14 protein-coding genes and 1 tRNA gene are annotated in these 17408 nt (G+C 60.1%); 6 read left to right on the forward strand and 9 right to left on the reverse strand.

Annotation, left to right across the window (positions count from 1 at the left end; all coding sequences use genetic code 11):
* Window positions 1-72: 72 nt before the first annotated feature.
* Complete coding sequence (locus RVY79_RS05705; protein ID WP_317463072.1) at window positions 73-600, reverse strand: gamma carbonic anhydrase family protein; 528 nt, start codon at window positions 598-600, stop codon at window positions 73-75.
* Between the two features lie 265 nt (window positions 601-865).
* On the opposite strand from RVY79_RS05705, the gene RVY79_RS05710 reads away from it, so the two are divergent.
* From RVY79_RS05710 to RVY79_RS05720, 3 genes are all read left to right on the forward strand, one after another.
* Window positions 866-1654 (forward strand): enoyl-CoA hydratase/isomerase family protein, encoded by a 789-nt coding sequence (locus RVY79_RS05710; RefSeq protein WP_317463073.1) that lies wholly within the window; start codon window positions 866-868, stop codon window positions 1652-1654.
* A 28-nt stretch (window positions 1655-1682) separates the two neighbouring features.
* Window positions 1683-2870, forward strand: a complete 1188-nt coding sequence (locus RVY79_RS05715) for a CoA transferase (protein ID WP_317463074.1) — start codon at window positions 1683-1685, stop codon at window positions 2868-2870.
* Window positions 2871-3059: 189 nt separating this feature from the next.
* A tRNA-Arg gene (locus RVY79_RS05720) sits at window positions 3060-3136 on the forward strand.
* Between the two features lie 144 nt (window positions 3137-3280).
* Here RVY79_RS05720 and RVY79_RS05725 read toward each other — a convergent pair.
* The 3 genes from RVY79_RS05725 to RVY79_RS05735 form a co-directional block, all read right to left on the reverse strand.
* Window positions 3281-4666: an FAD-binding oxidoreductase gene (locus RVY79_RS05725; RefSeq protein ID WP_317463075.1), complete on the reverse strand. Its 1386-nt coding sequence runs from the start codon at window positions 4664-4666 to the stop codon at window positions 3281-3283.
* 218 nt (window positions 4667-4884) lie between these two features.
* Window positions 4885-6399: an alpha-N-arabinofuranosidase gene (locus RVY79_RS05730; protein WP_317463076.1), complete on the reverse strand. Its 1515-nt coding sequence runs from the start codon at window positions 6397-6399 to the stop codon at window positions 4885-4887.
* A 37-nt stretch (window positions 6400-6436) separates the two neighbouring features.
* Complete coding sequence (locus tag RVY79_RS05735) at window positions 6437-7849, reverse strand: MFS transporter (protein WP_317463077.1); 1413 nt, start codon at window positions 7847-7849, stop codon at window positions 6437-6439.
* A 308-nt stretch (window positions 7850-8157) separates the two neighbouring features.
* Between RVY79_RS05735 and dbpA the strand changes: the two genes are divergently transcribed.
* The 3 genes from dbpA to fhuE all read left to right on the forward strand — a co-directional run bounded on the left by dbpA (window position 8158) and on the right by fhuE (window position 12869).
* Window positions 8158-9570 carry an ATP-dependent RNA helicase DbpA gene (dbpA, locus tag RVY79_RS05740; RefSeq protein WP_317463078.1) on the forward strand — a complete coding sequence of 471 codons (1413 nt, stop codon included), beginning with the start codon at window positions 8158-8160 and terminating at the stop codon, window positions 9568-9570.
* Window positions 9571-9652: 82 nt separating this feature from the next.
* Window positions 9653-10513: a PA4780 family RIO1-like protein kinase gene (locus tag RVY79_RS05745; protein ID WP_317463079.1), complete on the forward strand. Its 861-nt coding sequence runs from the start codon at window positions 9653-9655 to the stop codon at window positions 10511-10513.
* A 166-nt stretch (window positions 10514-10679) separates the two neighbouring features.
* Window positions 10680-12869, forward strand: a complete 2190-nt coding sequence (fhuE, locus tag RVY79_RS05750) for a ferric-rhodotorulic acid/ferric-coprogen receptor FhuE (RefSeq protein ID WP_317463081.1) — start codon at window positions 10680-10682, stop codon at window positions 12867-12869.
* 54 nt (window positions 12870-12923) lie between these two features.
* On the opposite strand, the gene otnI is transcribed toward fhuE, so the two are convergent.
* From otnI to RVY79_RS05775, 5 genes are read right to left on the reverse strand one after another with little or no spacing between them, the layout of a single operon-like run.
* A complete protein-coding gene (otnI, locus tag RVY79_RS05755) occupies window positions 12924-13709 on the reverse strand; it encodes a 2-oxo-tetronate isomerase (protein WP_317463082.1) in 786 nt (261 codons plus the stop codon).
* A 23-nt stretch (window positions 13710-13732) separates the two neighbouring features.
* Window positions 13733-14392, reverse strand: coding sequence for a 3-oxo-tetronate 4-phosphate decarboxylase (gene otnC, locus RVY79_RS05760; protein WP_317463083.1), 660 nt, complete (start codon window positions 14390-14392; stop codon window positions 13733-13735).
* On the reverse strand, window positions 14389-15660 hold the full coding sequence (gene otnK / locus RVY79_RS05765; protein WP_317463084.1) for a 3-oxo-tetronate kinase: 1272 nt from the start codon (window positions 15658-15660) through the stop codon (window positions 14389-14391). The genes otnC and otnK overlap by 4 nt, the downstream gene beginning before the upstream one ends.
* Window positions 15657-16622: an L-threonate dehydrogenase gene (gene ltnD / locus RVY79_RS05770; RefSeq protein WP_317463085.1), complete on the reverse strand. Its 966-nt coding sequence runs from the start codon at window positions 16620-16622 to the stop codon at window positions 15657-15659. The genes otnK and ltnD overlap by 4 nt, the downstream gene beginning before the upstream one ends.
* Window positions 16623-16641: 19 nt before the next feature.
* The gene (locus RVY79_RS05775) at window positions 16642-17397 is read right to left on the reverse strand and encodes a FadR/GntR family transcriptional regulator (protein WP_317463087.1); all 756 of its coding nucleotides are present in this window, start codon (window positions 17395-17397) and stop codon (window positions 16642-16644) included.
* Window positions 17398-17408: the final 11 nt, after the last annotated feature.

Consider the following 17408-nt stretch of genomic DNA (forward strand, 5'->3'; position numbering starts at 1 on the left):
AGGCGGATAACGGTGACCCGTTATATCGGGCGCGAGTGCATATGGTTGCTGGTCGCTTAAGTACTGATCAGATTAAGTATCGATTCGCTTGAGTTCGTGGCGATAACGCTCCTTGCGCTCGACATAATGCTGGCTGCTTTCTCTCAGGCCAGCGACTTCTTCATCGTTTAGTGTACGAACCACCCTGGCTGGCGAGCCTAGAATCAGTGAGTTGGGCGGAAAACGTTTGTTTGACGTGACCATCGCGCCGGCACCGACCAGGCAGTTCTCGCCGATCACAGCGCCGTTGAGCACTGTGGCATGCATGCCAACCAGACAGCCGTCGCCGATAGTACACCCGTGCAGCATGACGAGGTGGCCTACGGTGACGTTGTCACCGATGGTCAGGGGGAAGCCAGGGTCGACGTGCAGTACGCAATTTTCCTGGATATTGCTGCCGCTGCCCACGGTGATTGCCTCGTTGTCACCACGAAGCACGGCGCCAGGCCAGACACTGACATCTTCGCCCAGCGTTACTGTACCGATGATCACTGCTTCAGGCGCGGTATATGCGCCTGACTTGAACGTGGGGGACGCGTCCCCCAGCGAGTAGAGAGCCATCTATAGTGCTCCTGGTCGTTGTGGATGTAGGAGCCGCCTGGTGGCAGGAGGCTGAGAATCGCTCTTTTGAAATTATGAATGCAAATTACTAATCTCTTTTCGTGCTTTTATAGCTAGTACCTTGTTTTAAAGTAGCTTTTATCGATACGTTTTTCGTCTAGACGAAAGTCTATTTTGTAAAAATGAATTATGAGTTCATTCTGCAAGAGACGTATCGACCCATGGCAGTGCCTTGCACCGTGCAGCCGAAACCAAGGAGAAGAACATGGAGCAGCAAGCTGAAGTCGAGTGTGCCCGGGAAGGGCGACTGGCATGGGTGACATTCAATCGCCCCGAGGTCAGAAACGCTATGACCTGGGCCATGTACGACGGACTCGAACGGCTATGTGACGAGTTGGAAAAAGACGATAGCGTCGATGTCGTGGTACTGCGCGGCAAGGGGGGGGAGGCCTTCGTCGCCGGTACCGATATCAAGCAGTTCACGCAATTCGATGATGCGGCTGATGCAATCGACTACGAGCGACGTATCGATCGCGTCATTGAGCGTCTAGAAACACTCGAGAAGCCGACCATTGCTCTGCTTGAAGGCTTCTGTATCGGTGGGGGAGCGGCGATCGCCATGGCCTGCGACTTTCGCTATGCAACGCCAGAACTCAAGTTTGGCATTCCCATCGCGCGCACCTTGGGCAACTGCGTATCGATGAACAACATCGCACGCATCGTCGGACTGGTAGGGGTAGCGCGCGCCAAGGAAGTATTGATGCTGGCTCGACTGCTCAAGGCGGAGGAGAGCTATAACGCTGGTCTGGTCACGCAAATCTTTGCGGCGGACGTCATCGAAGAGGAGGTGCGCTCCGTCGCTGAAAAGTTAAGCAGCTTCGCACCGTTGACCCTCAAGGCATGCAAGGAAGGTATCCGGCGAGTCCAAGTCAATCAGCGGCCTGCGCCGGGCATGGATGAGGACCTTATTTCGCTCTGCTATACCAGCCAAGATTTTCGTAACGCGGTGGATGCCTTCATTAACAAGAAGACGCACACATGGCTGGGTAAATAAAGATAAACGAGAGACAGGAGGTTGGGGCATGCTTGCACTATCGAATATGAAGGTGCTGGATATCTCGCAAATCATGGCTGGGCCTTACTGCACTATGGTGCTTGCCGACCTCGGCGCTGAGGTGACTAAGGTCGAAAAGATCAACGGCGGTGACGATAGCCGCCAGATGGGCCCTTACGTCAATGAAGAGTCGACGTGCTTCGCTCAGATCAACCGTAACAAGAAGAGTATTTCCCTCAATCTTAAGACGGACGAGGGCAAGGAACTCTTCTATCAACTGGCAAGAGAAGCTGATGTCATCGTCGAGAATTACCGCCCTGGCGTCACCAAGTCGCTACAGATCGACTACGAGACTCTCAAGGCTATCAATCCAGGCATCATCTACTGCTCCATCTCTGGATATGGACAGACTGGACCCTACAGTCACAAGGGCGGTTTTGACTTGGTGGCTCAGGGCATGACCGGGCTGATGTCGATGACCGGTGAGCCGGGGCGTCGACCGCTGAAAACGGGAATCGCCGTGTACGATATCGGCGCCGGTATCACCGCCGTCTACTCCATTCTCGCCGCCTACATCCACAAGATGAATACCGGTGAGGGGCAACTGGTCGATGTTGCCATTGCCGAATGCGGCTTGCCTTGGTTCTCTTGGGAGGCAGCTGCGTACTTTTCCAATGGCACCATTCCGCAGCCGACTGGCTGGCGGCATCGTGTGTCAGCTCCTTATCAGGCACTCCAGGCGCGTGATGGTTATATGATGCTCGGCTGCGCTAACCAGCGTACTTGGGAGCGGCTATGCCAAGAGGTCATCATGCGCCCCGATTTGCTGGAAGACCCCCGCTTCACGACCAACTACCAGCGTGGCCAGAATGTCGAGGCTCTCGAGACGGTTCTGGAAGAAATTTTCGCGACAGATGACATGAATGCTTGGTTGGAAAAATGCGACCAAGCAGGGGTCCCGGCCGGCCCTATCAACAATTTCGCCCAGGCGGTACAAGATCCTCATTACCAGGCGCGTGGCATGGTACAAGAGGTCGAGCATCCGGTGATCGGTAAGATGAAGATGATGGGCTTCCCGAGCAAGTTGTCGCTGACGCCACCTTCTATACGCCAACCAGCGCCAGTATACGCTCAGCATACCGATGAGGTGCTACAAGGGTTGGGGTTGCCCGCCGAGCGTTTGAAGGCGCTGCGTGAGCAGGGTGTGATCAAATAGGCAACCCATATTGAGCGTTACGCTTAGAACGAGTGCTTAGATGAAGCGCCATACACATAGCTTTCTTTTAGAGCCGTCTTCTAGGGCCGTTGTGAAAGGAGAATGGCACGATACGACGATCAAGGAGTTGTAGCTGGCTGCGTTTGCGGTGGACAACTCCTGTCCTGACGCAGTAGGATATGCCGCGTTCCGCCCTTAGCTCAGCTGGATAGAGCGTTGCCCTCCGGAGGCAAAGGTCGAAGGTTCGAATCCTTCAGGGCGGGCCAAGAATCTATAAAAGCCCGCGAGTCGTATCTCGCGGGCTTTTCTTTTCTCTATGACCCGTCCTGAATAGCCGTGGTGACACAGATGACGTTTGAGTTCCTCAGTTCGGGATGATGACGACCCTCATGGCTTGGGCATAAGGGCATTCAGGCCGGTCTGATGTTCTGATTGATACGGAAAATGTTTGCCGGATCGAACTTCTTCTTGAGCTCCACCAACCGCTCGTAACTATCACCATAGGCGAAAGCGACGCGCTCACTCTCATCCCCGGTCAGGAAGTTGACGTAGGCGCCACTGCTGGCGAAGGGTTGTGAGCGAGCGAAGAATTCACGGGCCCAGGCAATGCAGTGTGCGTCCTCGGCAGCCGTTTCCCATCGTGCATGTACGTTCAGTACGTAGTTGGCATCACGGTTTGAGTAGGCCATCGCGTCAGGAAGTGTTCGGCGTGTCTGGCCTCCGATCGTGGCGATGAATATCTCGCATTGCGAAGACGGTAAGGCACTGGCGTATTCGATTATGGCATCGATCGGGCCTTCGTCGAGCGTCGAGAAATTATGTGTTTTCCAATAGTTGCGGGCCCCTGGGGTCAACAGCGGGTCGAAAGCCTGTTGCCAGTCGATGTATGGCTGTACACCAATGTGCTCGCCGTAGGCGGTGCCGAATTCTCGCAGCGGTTCGATGTGTTTCTCGCCTTCAGCGGGATCGCCGACGTAGCAAATAGCAAGCGCGACGATCTCTTTCCCGTGGACTGCCTCGGGTAGGAAAGGCAAGGGAGGCGCTTTGCGAGTAACCATCCACACGTTGAGTTCGTCCGGCATCGTTTCGGTGAAACGGGCGAACTGCGTGATGATTGATTTCGCCTGGTCGAAGGGAAAAACGATAAGACCGCATAGCACGTTCGGCCCCACAGGATGCAACTGGTACTCGAAACGGGTCACGATACCAAAATTGCCGCCTCCGCCACGCAGTCCCCAGAAAAGATCGGCGTTTTCCGATTCGCTGGTGTGTAATTGTTGACCGTCGGCTGTAATCACCTCCATAGAGAGTAGATTGTCTATGGTCATGCCGTACTGTCGGCTGAGCCAACCGAAGCCACCGCCCAGAGTGAGTCCGGCCACCCCTGTGGTGGAGTTGATGCCTAACGGTGTGGCGAGGCCGTACGCTTGGGCGGCGGCGTCGAAATCAGCGAGGGTACAGCCTGGCTCGACAGATCCTTGTTGACGCTCTTGGTCGATGTGGACTCCCTTCATCAGCGAGAGGTCGATCATCAGTCCATCTTCGCAGACAGCGTTGCCTGCGATGTTGTGACCGCCTCCGCGTATGGAGAAGGGTAAGCCGTGCTGGTTAATGAAGCGCAAGGAATGGACCACATCTGCAGTTGAAGTGCAGCGGACGATCATGGAAGGCCTGCGATCAATCATGGCATTCCAGATTTGGCGAACTTCGTCGTATCGCGGGTCGTCGGGGAGCATCACACTGCCCGCGACATTGTCCTTGAACTCCTGTAGTTCGGTCTGTGAAAACTGGCTCATGGCGACCACCGTTACGTATGCCACGGGGTCACCAAAGGCGACCCCGGGCGGGGGGAGAGGAATACGACCAGTCTGGCGATTAGCCTTATGCCTCACAGGGCCCCGTGATTGGCATTTCGTCAGTGGGTAGTCACAGTATAGGTGTGAATGTCAACAATCCCTTCTATTTATTCTCTTCCATCTTCGTGTGTCTGCAGCAGGGCTTGGGGGTGGGCGTCTCACTCGGCCACGTCCAGACGTACCATGTGATAACTCAGCGGCGCGAGCTTGCCTTCGAGTGCCGTGCCGTCGACGGTGAGCCCCTGGCCGGGCGTGGGCCGAATATGCTCGGGGCGCTCGGCGATGTTGGCGGCCTTCATGTCGGGATAGTCGATGCTTTGATGATCCACGATCCTGCAGGACGTGAAACCGCCCAGATCGACATCGAACGCGAGAGAATCGCTGGGATGGCGATTGACGATGAACAACGTGATGGCCTCGTGCGCTTCGTCGTGCACGGCGGAAACGTCCAGATAGGGGACGTCCCCGAGTTCATCCACCGGGTAGGTCGGGCTGTCGACGGCCAGTCGTAGGGCCTTGCCGCGACCGAAGCGGGAAGCGAAATACAGCGGGTAGAAGATCGTCTGGCGCCAGGCGCCGCCATCGCTTTCGGTCATGATCGGCGCGATGACGTTGACCAACTGAGCGATACAGGCGATGCGCACGCGGTCGGAACGCCGAATGAAGGTGTTGAGCACGCAACCGATCAGCAGCGCGTCTTCGACATTGTAGGCGTCTTCGAGGATCGCCGGTGCGAAAGGCCAGTCGTTGCCCTGGAGGATGCGCTTGTCGCGCTCGGTGCTGTGATACCAGACATTCCACTCGTCGAAGCAGATGTGCACGTCCTTTTGGGAGCGCTTCTTGGCCTTGATGTAGTCGATCACGCCGGCGATCGAGCCGATGTAGCAGTCGAGCTTTTCGCTGAGCGCCAGGTAGCTGCCCAGGTCGTCGGCGTAGTTGGTGAAGTACATGTGCAGCGAGATGTAGTCGACCGTCTCGTAGCAGTGGTCGAGCACGGTGGCTTCCCACTCGGGGTAGCTGGCCATATCGGGGTTGGAGGAACCGCAGGCGACCAGTTCGAGGCTGCTGTCGTAGGCCTTCAGCGCCTTGCCGGTTTCGTTGGCGAGATGGCCGTATTCGTCGGCGTTCTTGTGACCGACCTGCCAGGGGCCGTCCATCTCGTTACCCAGGCACCATAGCTTGACGTTCCAGGGTTCCTGGCGGCCGTTGCGGATCCGCAGGTCGCTCCAGGCGCTGCCCTCGGGGTGGTTGACGTACTCGAGAAAGTTGCGGGCGGCGTCGATGCCGCGCGAGCCGAGATTGACCGCCAGCATCATGTCGATGCCGGCCAGCTCGCACCAGTCGGCGAATTCGTGAATGCCGATCTGGTTGGATTCGCGACTGTGCCAGGCCAGGTCGAGGCGTACCGGGCGCTCCTCGCGGGGGCCGATGCCATCTTCCCAGTTGTAGGCGGAGACGAAGTTGCCGCCCGGGTAGCGCACGATGGGCGGCGCGAGCTCCTTGACCATGTCCAGCACGTCGCGACGGAAACCGTTGTCGTCCGCCTCGGGGTGGCCGGGCTCGTAGATGCCGCTATAGATGGCCCGGCCCATGTGCTCGAGGAAGGCGCCGTAAAGGCGGTCGTCGATCTCGCTGATGACGAAGTCGCGGTGCAGGGTGACGCGAGTATGCATGTCAGGCTCCTTGTAACGGGGAAAGACAGGATTGAAATCAGGTGTAGGCCGGGTCATCGGCATCGGCAGAGGGCGCGTCAGGAGACGAGGGTGAGGAGTCCTGTTCGGGGCGGCGGGTCTGGAGCGCTCCTCGAACCTGGTCCATGTCATCGTCATTCAGACCGAACAGGTACGTGGCCCAGAACATCAGCAGGGAGACCAGCGCCGGAATCAGGGTCAATAGCAGCGTGATGACCAGCAGCGCCGTGTCGCTCTGCTGGTCGACGTTGGCCTGGTAGCCGCCCCAGGACAGCAGAAAGCCGATCATGCCGCCGGAAACGGCGAGTCCCATTTTGAGAAAGAACAAGTTGCCCGCGAAGGAGACCCCGGTATTGCGCTGTCCGGTCTTCCATTCGCCATAATCCTCGGCATCGGCCATCAGTGCCCAGGAAATCGGTGCGCCGATGCCGTGCATGAAACTGACCAGCACGAAAAGCACGGTCGCCACGATGCCCCACTGCCCAGGCACGAAGAACAACAGGCACGATGTTCCAATCAAGGCCAGGGTACTGGCTTGAAACACGATGCGTTTGCTGATGCGCTGACTGAGCCGGGGCGAGAGCGCGGTCCCGGCGATGCTGGCGAGTGCACCGGCGGTAATGAAGACGGAAATACCCACAGTGCCGAAGCCCAGCACGTAGGTTGCGAAATAGATCGCCGCACCCTGACGGAGGAAGAATTGCAGCGCTTGGAGGAAGGTAACGCCCAGGATGATCCGCCATTTGATATTCATGGCCAGGGACTTGAGCGTGGCCGTCAGCTTTTCCTGTTTTTGTAGGGGTGGGTGAACACGCTCCCTCACCGTTGCGAAGCAGAAGCCGAACATGGCGAGTGCGATCACGGACATGATGGCCATGGTGTACTGAAAGCCTTGGGTCTCGTCGCCGCCGCCGAGTAATTCGACCAGCGGCATCAAGCTGCTGTTGAGAATCAGGTAGGCCACGCCGACGAGGATAAAGCGCCAGGACTGAAACGATACCCGCTCGCGGTGGTCGTCGGTGATCACACCGCCCAGCGCGCAGTAGGGAATGTTCACCGCCGTGTAGAGGAGCGACATCGCGAAATAGGTGGCGAAGGCGTAGCCAATCTTGGCCGACTCCGACCAGTCGGGGGTGGTGAACATCAGTACACAGGAAGCGGCCAAAGGCACGGGAACAAACAGTATGTAGGGACGGAAACGCCCCCAGCGGCTGCGGGTCCGATCCGCGAGCGCTCCCATGAGGGGGTCGGTGATGGCATCCACGAAGCGCATGGAGATGAAGATGGTACCCACGATGGCCGGCGAGATGCCGTAGACATCGGTATAGAAGTAGGAGAGATACATGACCACGGCGGCAAAGGTCATGTTGTTGCCGGCGTCACCCATGCCGAAACCTATCTTCTCCATCACGCTAAGCTTGGTATTACGCATCGCAGGCTCCCGAGAGCTTGTTCTTTATTGAGCCTGCGAAGCGTAGGCGCCCACTTGGAATTCTATCTAATATATGTATTTCTTGTTTTTGATATAAAAAAAGTTATTCGCATCTGCCAGAGCAGTCCATGACAAACACCTCTGTATGTAATGCGACCAAAGGTGCGCGACTAAAGTGGTGTCAGATAACACATGATTGCTTGCACGCACGCTGCTGGCGCGATTCTGTTATCCTGCTGCCATTCCATCCTTAGCCACTCATCGCTATCACGCGTCTACCTATTCGCGTGCATGGCGTGGCCAGCTTCATGACAGGATTTGTCGCCGTGTCCGATTCATCATCATCCGATTTCGCTACCTTGCCGCTGGCGCCCGCGCTGCTCACTAACCTGGAGTCGCTGAGCTATCACGCCATGACGCCGATCCAGGCCGAGAGCCTGCCGGCGATTCTCGCTGGGCGCGATGTGATCGGCCAGGGTCAGACCGGTTCGGGCAAGACCGCGGCATTCGGCCTGGGGGTGCTCTCAAGGCTCGAGACCAAGGCGTTTCGCGTGCAGGGGTTGGTGTTGTGCCCGACTCGCGAACTGGCGGACCAGGTCGCCGGCGAGTTGCGCCGGCTGGCGCGTGGGCTCAGCAACGTCAAGGTGTTGACGCTGTGCGGCGGGACGCCGCTCAAGCCACAACGTGACTCGCTGGAGCACGGCGCGCATGTGGTAGTGGGCACGCCGGGGCGGATCGAAGAGCACCTGCGCAAGGGCTCGCTGGCACTCGACGCGCTGAACACGCTGGTGCTGGATGAAGCCGACCGCATGCTGGACATGGGCTTTCAGGCGGCGATCGAGTCGATCGTCGGCCAGGCGCCGACCTCGCGCCAGACGCTGTTGTTCAGCGCCACCTACGGTCCGGGCATTCGGCCCATTGCCGAGCGCATGATGCGTGAGCCGCTGAACGTCGAGGTCGCCTCGACGCATGATGACACCAGCATCCGCCAGCATTTCTATCGCGTTGCGAGTGAGGACGCTCGCATGCCGGCACTGGAACGCCTGTTGCTCAACATCCGCCCCGAATCCAGCGTGGTGTTCTGCAATACCAAGCGCGAGACTCAGCAGGTCGCCGACGCCCTGAACGCAGCAGGCTTTTCTGCGTTGGCCCTCAATGGGGACCTGGAGCAGCCCGATCGTGATCGTATCCTGGCGATGTTCGCCAACAAGAGCGTGTCGATTCTGGTGGCCACCGACGTGGCGGCACGCGGGCTGGATATCGACGCGTTGGATGCGGTGTTCAATGTTCAAATCGCCCGCGAACTCGAGGTGCACGTGCACCGCATCGGACGCACCGGTCGGGCCGGCGGGAGTGGCGTGGCCTGCACGCTGGTCGCCGAGAGCGAATATTACCGGCTCGACAAGCTTGGCGAGTTCCTCGGTGAGTCGCTGGCCTGTGAGCCGTTACCGCCGCTGCGTGGCGACGCGCGGCCGTTCACCCCGCGCATGGCGACGCTGCAACTCGATGCCGGCAAGAAGCAGAAGGTGCGCCCCGGCGACATCCTCGGCGCGTTGACCGGCGAGGGCGGCATCGCCGGCGATCAGGTCGGCAAGATCCAGGTCACCGACCGCAGCGCTTTTGTCGCTGTCGAGCGCGAGGTCGTCCGCGCTGCACTCGATCAGCTCGCCAATGGGCGGATCAAGGGGCGGTCGTTCCGGGCGCGCCGTGTCACCCGCTAGTCGGGTTTCGTGGGAGCGAATTTATTCGCGATGCCGAGGCAATGCTTTGCCGATTATTGGCTCATACCATACATAAGGTAATATGAAAGTACCCAAGAGACTCCAGCCCCTGATCGACGACGGTTTGATCGATGAGGTCGTCAGCCAGTTGATGAGTGGCAAGGAAGCCCAGGTTTACGTCGTGCGCTGCGGTGACGAACTGCGTTGCGCCAAGGTCTTCAAGGAAGCCAGCCAGCGTAGCTTCAAGCAAGCCGTGCAGTATCAAGAGGGTCGCAAGGCGCGCAACACACGACGTGCCCGAGCGATGGCCAAGAAGACCCGCTATGGCCAGAAGGAACAGGAAGCGGCCTGGCTCACCTCCGAGGTCGATGCGCTGTACCGGTTGGCCGCAGCGGATGTGCGCGTGCCACGCCCGCATGGCTTCGTCGACGGCGTGCTGCTGATGGATCTGATCAGTGACGGCGAAGACGGCGTCGCTCCCCAGCTTGGCGAGGTGGCGCTGAGCCCGGAAAAGGCGCGCGAGTATCATGATCGGATCATCACCGACGTGGTGCGCATGCTATGTGCCGGATTAGTACACGGCGATCTCTCCGAATTCAACGTGCTGGTCGACCAGGATGGGCCGGTGATCATCGACCTGCCCCAGGCGGTCGACGCGGCGGGCAACAACAGCGCGCCGATGCTGCTGGTGCGCGACGTCGACAATATGCGTGCCTGGTTCGGGCGCTTCGAGCCGGCGCTGCTGAATACCGATTATGGCAAGGAAATCTGGGCGCTTTATGAAGCTGGCGAGCTGCATCCGGATAGCCGGCTCACCGGGCACTTCGAACCCGACACCCTCGACGTCGACGTGATCGAGCTGATGGCGGTGATCGACGACGCCCGCGAAGAGGCCGAGGAGCGCCGCGAACGCGAACGTGACGACCTAGAAGACGACGACTGAGTTACCGGCTGGCGTGGTGGTGCCTTCGTGAAGGCACGTTCCAGGAGGCACAGTAAATACGAATATTTATCATAATCATTGACTCTTGATGTGGAGGTTTCCATACTTCGCCGTTTGGAAACGATCCATAAATTTGGCGCCTATGACGCGTCATCAAGGGAACACAATGAAAAAGACGTCCTGGTTGCCGGGGGAACCGGTTCGGGCCCACTGGCGGCACATACGTGTGGCGCCGCTCGCGCTCTGCTCTTCCATTGCCGCCCTGCTTTCCCCTCTGGCCCTGGCCCAGTCTGCGGATGCCGACGAGCTGGATACACTCACCGTCACTGCGCAGAATCTCTATGAAAACGTCGGCTATACCCGCCGCAGCACGACGGCGGGGACGCGTTTCGAGCTAAGCCCCAAAGAGATCCCTCAGTCGATCAGCATCATCACCGAGCAGCGCATCGACGATCAGAATCTCGACACCGTCAAAGATGTACTAGCGAATACGACGGGGATCTCGGTCAGCCAGGTCGACAGCAATCGCGTACAGTTCTACTCCCGCGGTTTCAGAATCAATAGCTATCAATACGACGGTATCCCCACCCTCAACACGGACAGTCGCTGGTACTTCGGCGAGGGAGCCCAGAATACGGCGATCTATGATCGGGTCGAGGTGGTGCGTGGCGCCAATGGCCTGATGACCGGGGCCGGGAACCCCGGTGCCTCGGTCAATTTCGTGCGTAAGCATGCCGACAGTCGCGAGCTGATGGGGTCAGTATCCGGCACCTTGGGGAGTTGGGATCAACGCCGCGGTGTGGTCGACGTCACCACGCCGCTGACCGAATCCGGTGACGTTCGTGCGCGTTTCATCGGCGGTTATGGCGCTGCAGACGGTGAGCTCGATCGTTATGGGGAACGCAAGAAATTCGGCTATCTGGTGATCGATGCTGACGTTACCGACAATACGACTGTCTCGCTTGGCTACGACTATCAGGATACCCATATATCCTCGCCGACCTGGGGCGGGCTGCCGCTCTGGTACAGCGACGGTAGTGAGACTGACTACGCGCGCTCCTTCAGTGTGGCACCGGATTGGGCTTACAACGATTACGAATCGCAAAAGGTTTTCGTCGATCTCGATCATCGTTTCGGTAATGGCTGGGAGTTCAGGGGGACGGCGACGCACGGAGAAACGGATCTCGACTCCCGACTGATGGCGCCCTATTACGAACCCTATTTCTCGTCACCAGATCCGGTGACCGGCCAAGGGCCAGGTTTCTATACTGGCTGGAATCGTGGTGAGCGTAGTGTGGATTCGGTCGATGCTTACGTGAGAGGTCCATTCGAGCTATTCGGTCGTGAACACGAACTCGTCTTTGGTGGAAGTTACAGCGATCAGGAAAACGATTACCAAAACAGTTTTGCGCCCGGTGTGATCGACGTAGGGGATTTCAACAACTGGAATGGTTCGACACCTGACCTGGAGTGGCCGGATTTCGCGCCCTCGGAAAGCGCGAGCACCCGCCAGAAGGCCGTCTATGGCATGGCGCGTTTCTCGTTGGCTGAGCCGCTGATGCTGATCGTCGGCGCACGCTACACCGATTGGCAAGGTAGCACCTGGTCAAGTGGCTTGGGTAACCACTCGCAGGACGAAGACGCTATCACCCCGTATGGCGGCTTGGTCTATGACATCAACGATGTCTGGTCCACTTACTTAAGCTATACCGAGATTTTCCAGCCGCAGAGCTATCGTTTGGAAGGCGGCAACGGTTATTTGGATCCTCTCGTGGGAAAGAACTACGAAACCGGCGTCAAGGCGGCGTGGTTTGATGGGCTGCTCAACGCTTCGTTCTCGGTGTTCAGGCTCGAGCAGGACAACGTGGCCGATATCGTCAGCACGCCTGGCTCGCTCATCACCACCGCGACGCCTGTCAGCGACGTGGTCAGCGAAGGTTTCGAGGCCGAGCTGACCGGTGCGGTGACCGACGATCTCGATATGACCGTGGGGATTACCCACTACACGGCGACCTCTGCGGAAGGTTCATTCAACACGGATCGGCCGCGTACTCAGGCCAACCTGTTTGCCAGCTACCGCGTGCCGCAGTGGCGTCAGTTGACGATTGGCGGCGGGGCCCGGTGGCAGAGCGAGACCTTCATCGACGATCAGGCAGCGCCCGGCGGGACGCGTGACTACGAACAGGAGAGCTATACGCTGGTCAATGTGTTCGGTCGTTATCAGTTCACGCCGCAGTTGGCCCTGCAGGTCAACGTGAAGAACCTGTTCGACGAGACGTACTACAGCTATTTCGACACTTATGGCGTCTATGGTGAACCGCGGCGCGTGACTTCGACGCTGACTTATTCGTTCTAAGTGTCTTGGCAGCCCCTAGCCCCCGCCAGCGCTGGGGGCTGCGAGTCCCGGTGTCTAAGCTTGCCGCTTCCACGCCTCGAACCATCCCAGCCCCGCCCGCGTGCCGGCGCGGGGCTTGTATTCACAGCCGACCCAGCCCTCGAAACCGTCTGCATCCAACTGTTCGAACAGCCACGGATAATTCACTTCGCCGCTATCGGGTTCATGGCGCTCGGGTACGCCGGCGATCTGAAGATGGCCGACGCCCGAGCGATGGCGCTGGTAGGTGGTCCAGATATCTCCGTCCATGATCTGGGTGTGGTAGAAATCCATCTGTACCTTGACGTTCGGCTCGCCCAGCTCGGCCACAATCGCATGGCCTTCGGCTTGATGATTGAGGAAGTACCCCGGCATGTCGCGGGTATTGATAGGCTCGATCAGCAGCTCGAGGCCATCTGCGGCGAGACGACGCGCGGCATGACGCAGGTTTTCCAAATACACGTCACGCAATGTTTCCCGTGAAACATCCTCGGGCGCCAGCCCGGCCATGGCATGGACACGAGGGCAGCCGAGCGCGATCGTGTAGTGCAATGCGGTTTCGACGCTGTCGCGGAATTCCGCCTCACGCCCCGGCAGGGCGGCGATGCCGCGCTCGCCGGCGTCCCAGTCGCCCGGCGGCAGGTTGAACAGCACTTGCTGCAAGCCATGATGTTTGAGTTCGGCGGCAATGGCGTCGGCCTCGAACGCATAGGGGAACAGGAACTCGACCCCTTCGAAGCCGCAGGCGGCGGCCTCGGCGAAGCGTTCCATGAAGGGCGCCTCGTTGAACATCATGGACAGATTGGCGGCAAAGCGGGGCATGTGGGACTCCTTTCAGGAAATGCTTACCAGTGGGCGCCGAAGGCCTGACGGAGATCGTCGATCTCCGCCTCGCTCAAGGTGCGCACGTCGTGCTGGCGCAGCAGGAGGTACAGCTTGGCGGTTTCTTCTAGTTCCTCGATGGCGTTGCGTGCCGCTTCCAGTGTCTTGCCCGCCACCACGGGGCCGTGGTTGGCCAGCAACACCGCACCATGAGTCTTGGCATGCTCGCGTATCGCGTCACCGAGGGCAGGGTCACCGGGACGATAGTAAGGAATCAGCGGCAGACGCCCCACGCGCATGACGAAATACGGCGTGATGGGGGGCAGGCAGGAGTGTTCATCGAGGCCGCTGAGACACGAGACAGCCGCCGAGTGCGTGGCATGCAGGTGAATGATGCCGCCGGTATCGGGGCGCTGATCGTAGAAGGCGCGATGCAGGAACGACTCCTTGGTCGGTGGTTCGCCGTCGAGCAGATTGCCGTCCCAGTCCAGTTTGGAAATCGCGGCGGGATCGAGGGCACCGAGGCTGGCGTTGGTCGGCGTCATCAACCAGCCGTCATCGAGCTTGGCGCTGATGTTGCCGGAGGTGCCCGGCGCCATGCCCAGTAGCCGAAAGGAACGACCGATTTCGGCGATCTCCTCGCGCAGGTGATTTTCGGTGGTCGTGGTGCTGATGTGGCTCATGGCAACATCCTCCATGCCTTGGTCATGAAGTCCGGGGCGCCGAAGTTACCCGACTTGAGGGTCAGGGCCAGCGGCGCCGGTGTGCCAAAGGTGGTGGTCCAGGGCACGCCGGGGTCGATACTCGGGCCGATGCGTAAGCCTTGTACGCCAAGCGCGTTGACCACGGCACCGGAGGTTTCGCCGCCGGCCACGATCAAGCGTCGTACGCCATGGGCCTCGACGAGCGAATGGGCGATCTCGGCCAGGGCGCGCTCGACCAGGGCGCCCGCCTCCGCGACGCCGAGGCTCTCCTGAGCCTTCCGGACGTCTTCCGGCGAGGCGCTGGCGTATACCAATACCGGGCCGCCATCGAGATGCTGATCGGCCAAATGGAGCGCTTTTGCGATGACGCCATCGTAATCGCGCGCCAAGGCCAAGGCGTCGAGGTGATAGCTGGGGTAGTGCTCGCGGGCGTGTTCGAGCTGCGCCAGGGTGGCGCGCGAACAACTCCCGCTGAGGATCGCTTCACGTCCGGTGATGACGGGTAACGCATCGGCCTGTCCCGCCGCAGGCAATCGATCGGCCAGGTTGGCGGGCAGCCCCAGTGCCAGGCCGGAGCCGGCGGTAACCAACGGCAGATCGCGACAGGCGCGCGCCAGAGTATGCAAATGCTGGGTGTCGATGGCGTCGCAAATGGCGATGCCCACGCCTGCCGAGCGCAGTGCCTGGATGCGGCGCTCGACGGCCTCGACTCCCTCGCTGAGCGTGGCGTAGTCGATCAGATCGACCCGCTGGCGCGTCTGAGCGCCGAGGACGCGCATCAGGTTGGCATCCGTCATGGGAGTCAGCGGGTGATCCTGCATGCCGCTTTCATTGAGTGGCACGCCGCCCGCGAACAAATAGCCGTTGTAGACGGTGCGCTGGTTGGCGGGCAGTGCCGGGCAGGCCACGGTGAAATCGGTATCCAGCGCTGCCATCAGCGCGTCGGTCACCGGGCCGATGTTGCCTTCGGGCGTGGAGTCGAAAGTCGAGCAGTACTTGAAGTAGAACTGTTCGCAGCCCTGTGCTTGTAACCACTTCAAAGCGTCGAGGGATTGCGCCACGGCGTCGTCGGCGGGCAGGGTGCGCGACTTGAGGGCGACGACCACGGCATCAACGTCGTCATCCAGCGCCGTCGAGGGAACGCCGATGGTCTGCAGCGTGCGCATGCCGGCGCTGACCAGCATGCTTGCCACGTCCGTGGCGCCGGTGAAGTCGTCGGCAATGCAACCGATGATGGGCATCGTCATTCCTCCTCCCCCGTATTGGCATCGTTGGCTGCGTGAGACGGTAACCCGAAACCCGGGAACGTCTTGATCACGGCGGCGTCATCGTCGCCGCCATGGCCTTGTGCCGAGGCTTGGGTAAACATGGTGAGTGCCTGACTGGTCAGCGGCAGGGGAAACTTGTCGCGATGGGCAGTGTCGTGGACCAGGCCCAGATCCTTGACGAAGATGTCCACCGCCGAACGCGGCGTGTAATCGTCCTCGAGAATATGTGGCACGCGGTTTTCGAACATCCATGAATTGCCGGCGCTCTGAGTGATGACCTCATACAGCACCTGCGGATCGCAGCCGCCGCGCATGCCGTAGGCCATGGCTTCGGCGGCGGCGGCGATGTGCACCCCTGCCAGCAGTTGGTTGACCAGTTTGACCTGCGAACCTTGGCCCATCTTCTCACCGAGGCGGAAGACCTTGGCGGCGAGGGCGTCGAGGACGTCCTCGACGCTGTCGAAGACATCGCTCGGCCCCGAGGCCATGATCGTCAGTGCGCCTTGCGCGGCCTTGGCCGCACCTCCGGAAATCGGGGCGTCGAGCAGGCGTAGGCCGCGGGTGGCGAGTTCGTCGCCCAGGGTAACCACGGCCTCCGGCGCGCAGGTGGCGCAAGAGATGACCACACTACCGGGCGCCAGGCCGTCGGCGATACCATGCGGTCCGAACAGGACCTCGCGGGTCTGCGCGGCGTTGACGACCACGCTGACGACGACATCGACGTGGGCGGCCATCTCGCCGGGTGTGGCGACCGCTTGGCCACCGTGGTCCTCGAATGCCTGCCTGGCGTCGGAGCGCAGGTCGCAGCCCCAGGTCTCGAAGCCGGCATCGACCAATGACGTCGCCATCCCCATCCCCATCGATCCCAGGCCGATGATTCCCACGCGTGCACGCTGTGCTTGTGTCATTTCGCATTCCTTGTCGTTGGTTAACACGGTCATTGGCTAGAACGGCCGTTGGTTAGACTGACGTATTAGCCCCGGTGTCTTCGACTCGTTCCAGCAGATCCGTCGGCGCCTGGCGCAGGCGCCACTCGGCATGCTCCAGGTGGCGCCCGGCGGCCTGGGCGGCAGCTTCTTCATCGCCTTGAGCGATGGCATCGACGATCGCTTGATGTTCTTCGATGACCTGCGCCATGAACGTGTCGCGTAGCGATTCGTTGGTCCGCGTCACGGTGATGGCGTGATGCAGGAAGCGGTTATAGAAGTCGATGATGGCGGTGAAGTGCGTGTTGTTCGACGCCTCGGCGATGGTGCGGTGAAAGGCCATATCCTGATCGACGCCATCGGCACCGACCTCGACGGCCTCATCGATATCGGCCATGGCATTACGGATTCGGCGCAATTGGGACGGCGTGCGGCGCTGTGCCGCCAACCGCGCCGCCTCGACTTCCAAAGCCCGGCGCAGTTCGAGCAGACGGATGACCGATTGCAGCGATGGGTCGGGAATCGCCAGGCGCAACGCCACGGTGGGTACCTCGGCGACGAAGCTGCCGCTGCCGCGACGCGACGTGACCAGGCCGGCGTTGCGCAGCATGGAAATGGCCTCGCGTACCACGGAACGACTGATGTCATAGCGTTCGCCCAGCGCGGCCTCGGTGGGCAGACGTTCGCCGGGACGCATCTCGCCGGTATGGATGGCGTGCGTCAGCTGTCGTGCGACCTGCTCCGGGAGTTGGACGCCCCGGGTCGGTTGGGTCTCGTGGTTCGTGGTCACCGCTATTCCTG

Origin of the sequence: Chromohalobacter sp. HP20-39, from assembly GCF_033052815.1 — a bacterium.
Classification (GTDB): Bacteria; Pseudomonadota; Gammaproteobacteria; order Pseudomonadales; family Halomonadaceae; genus Chromohalobacter.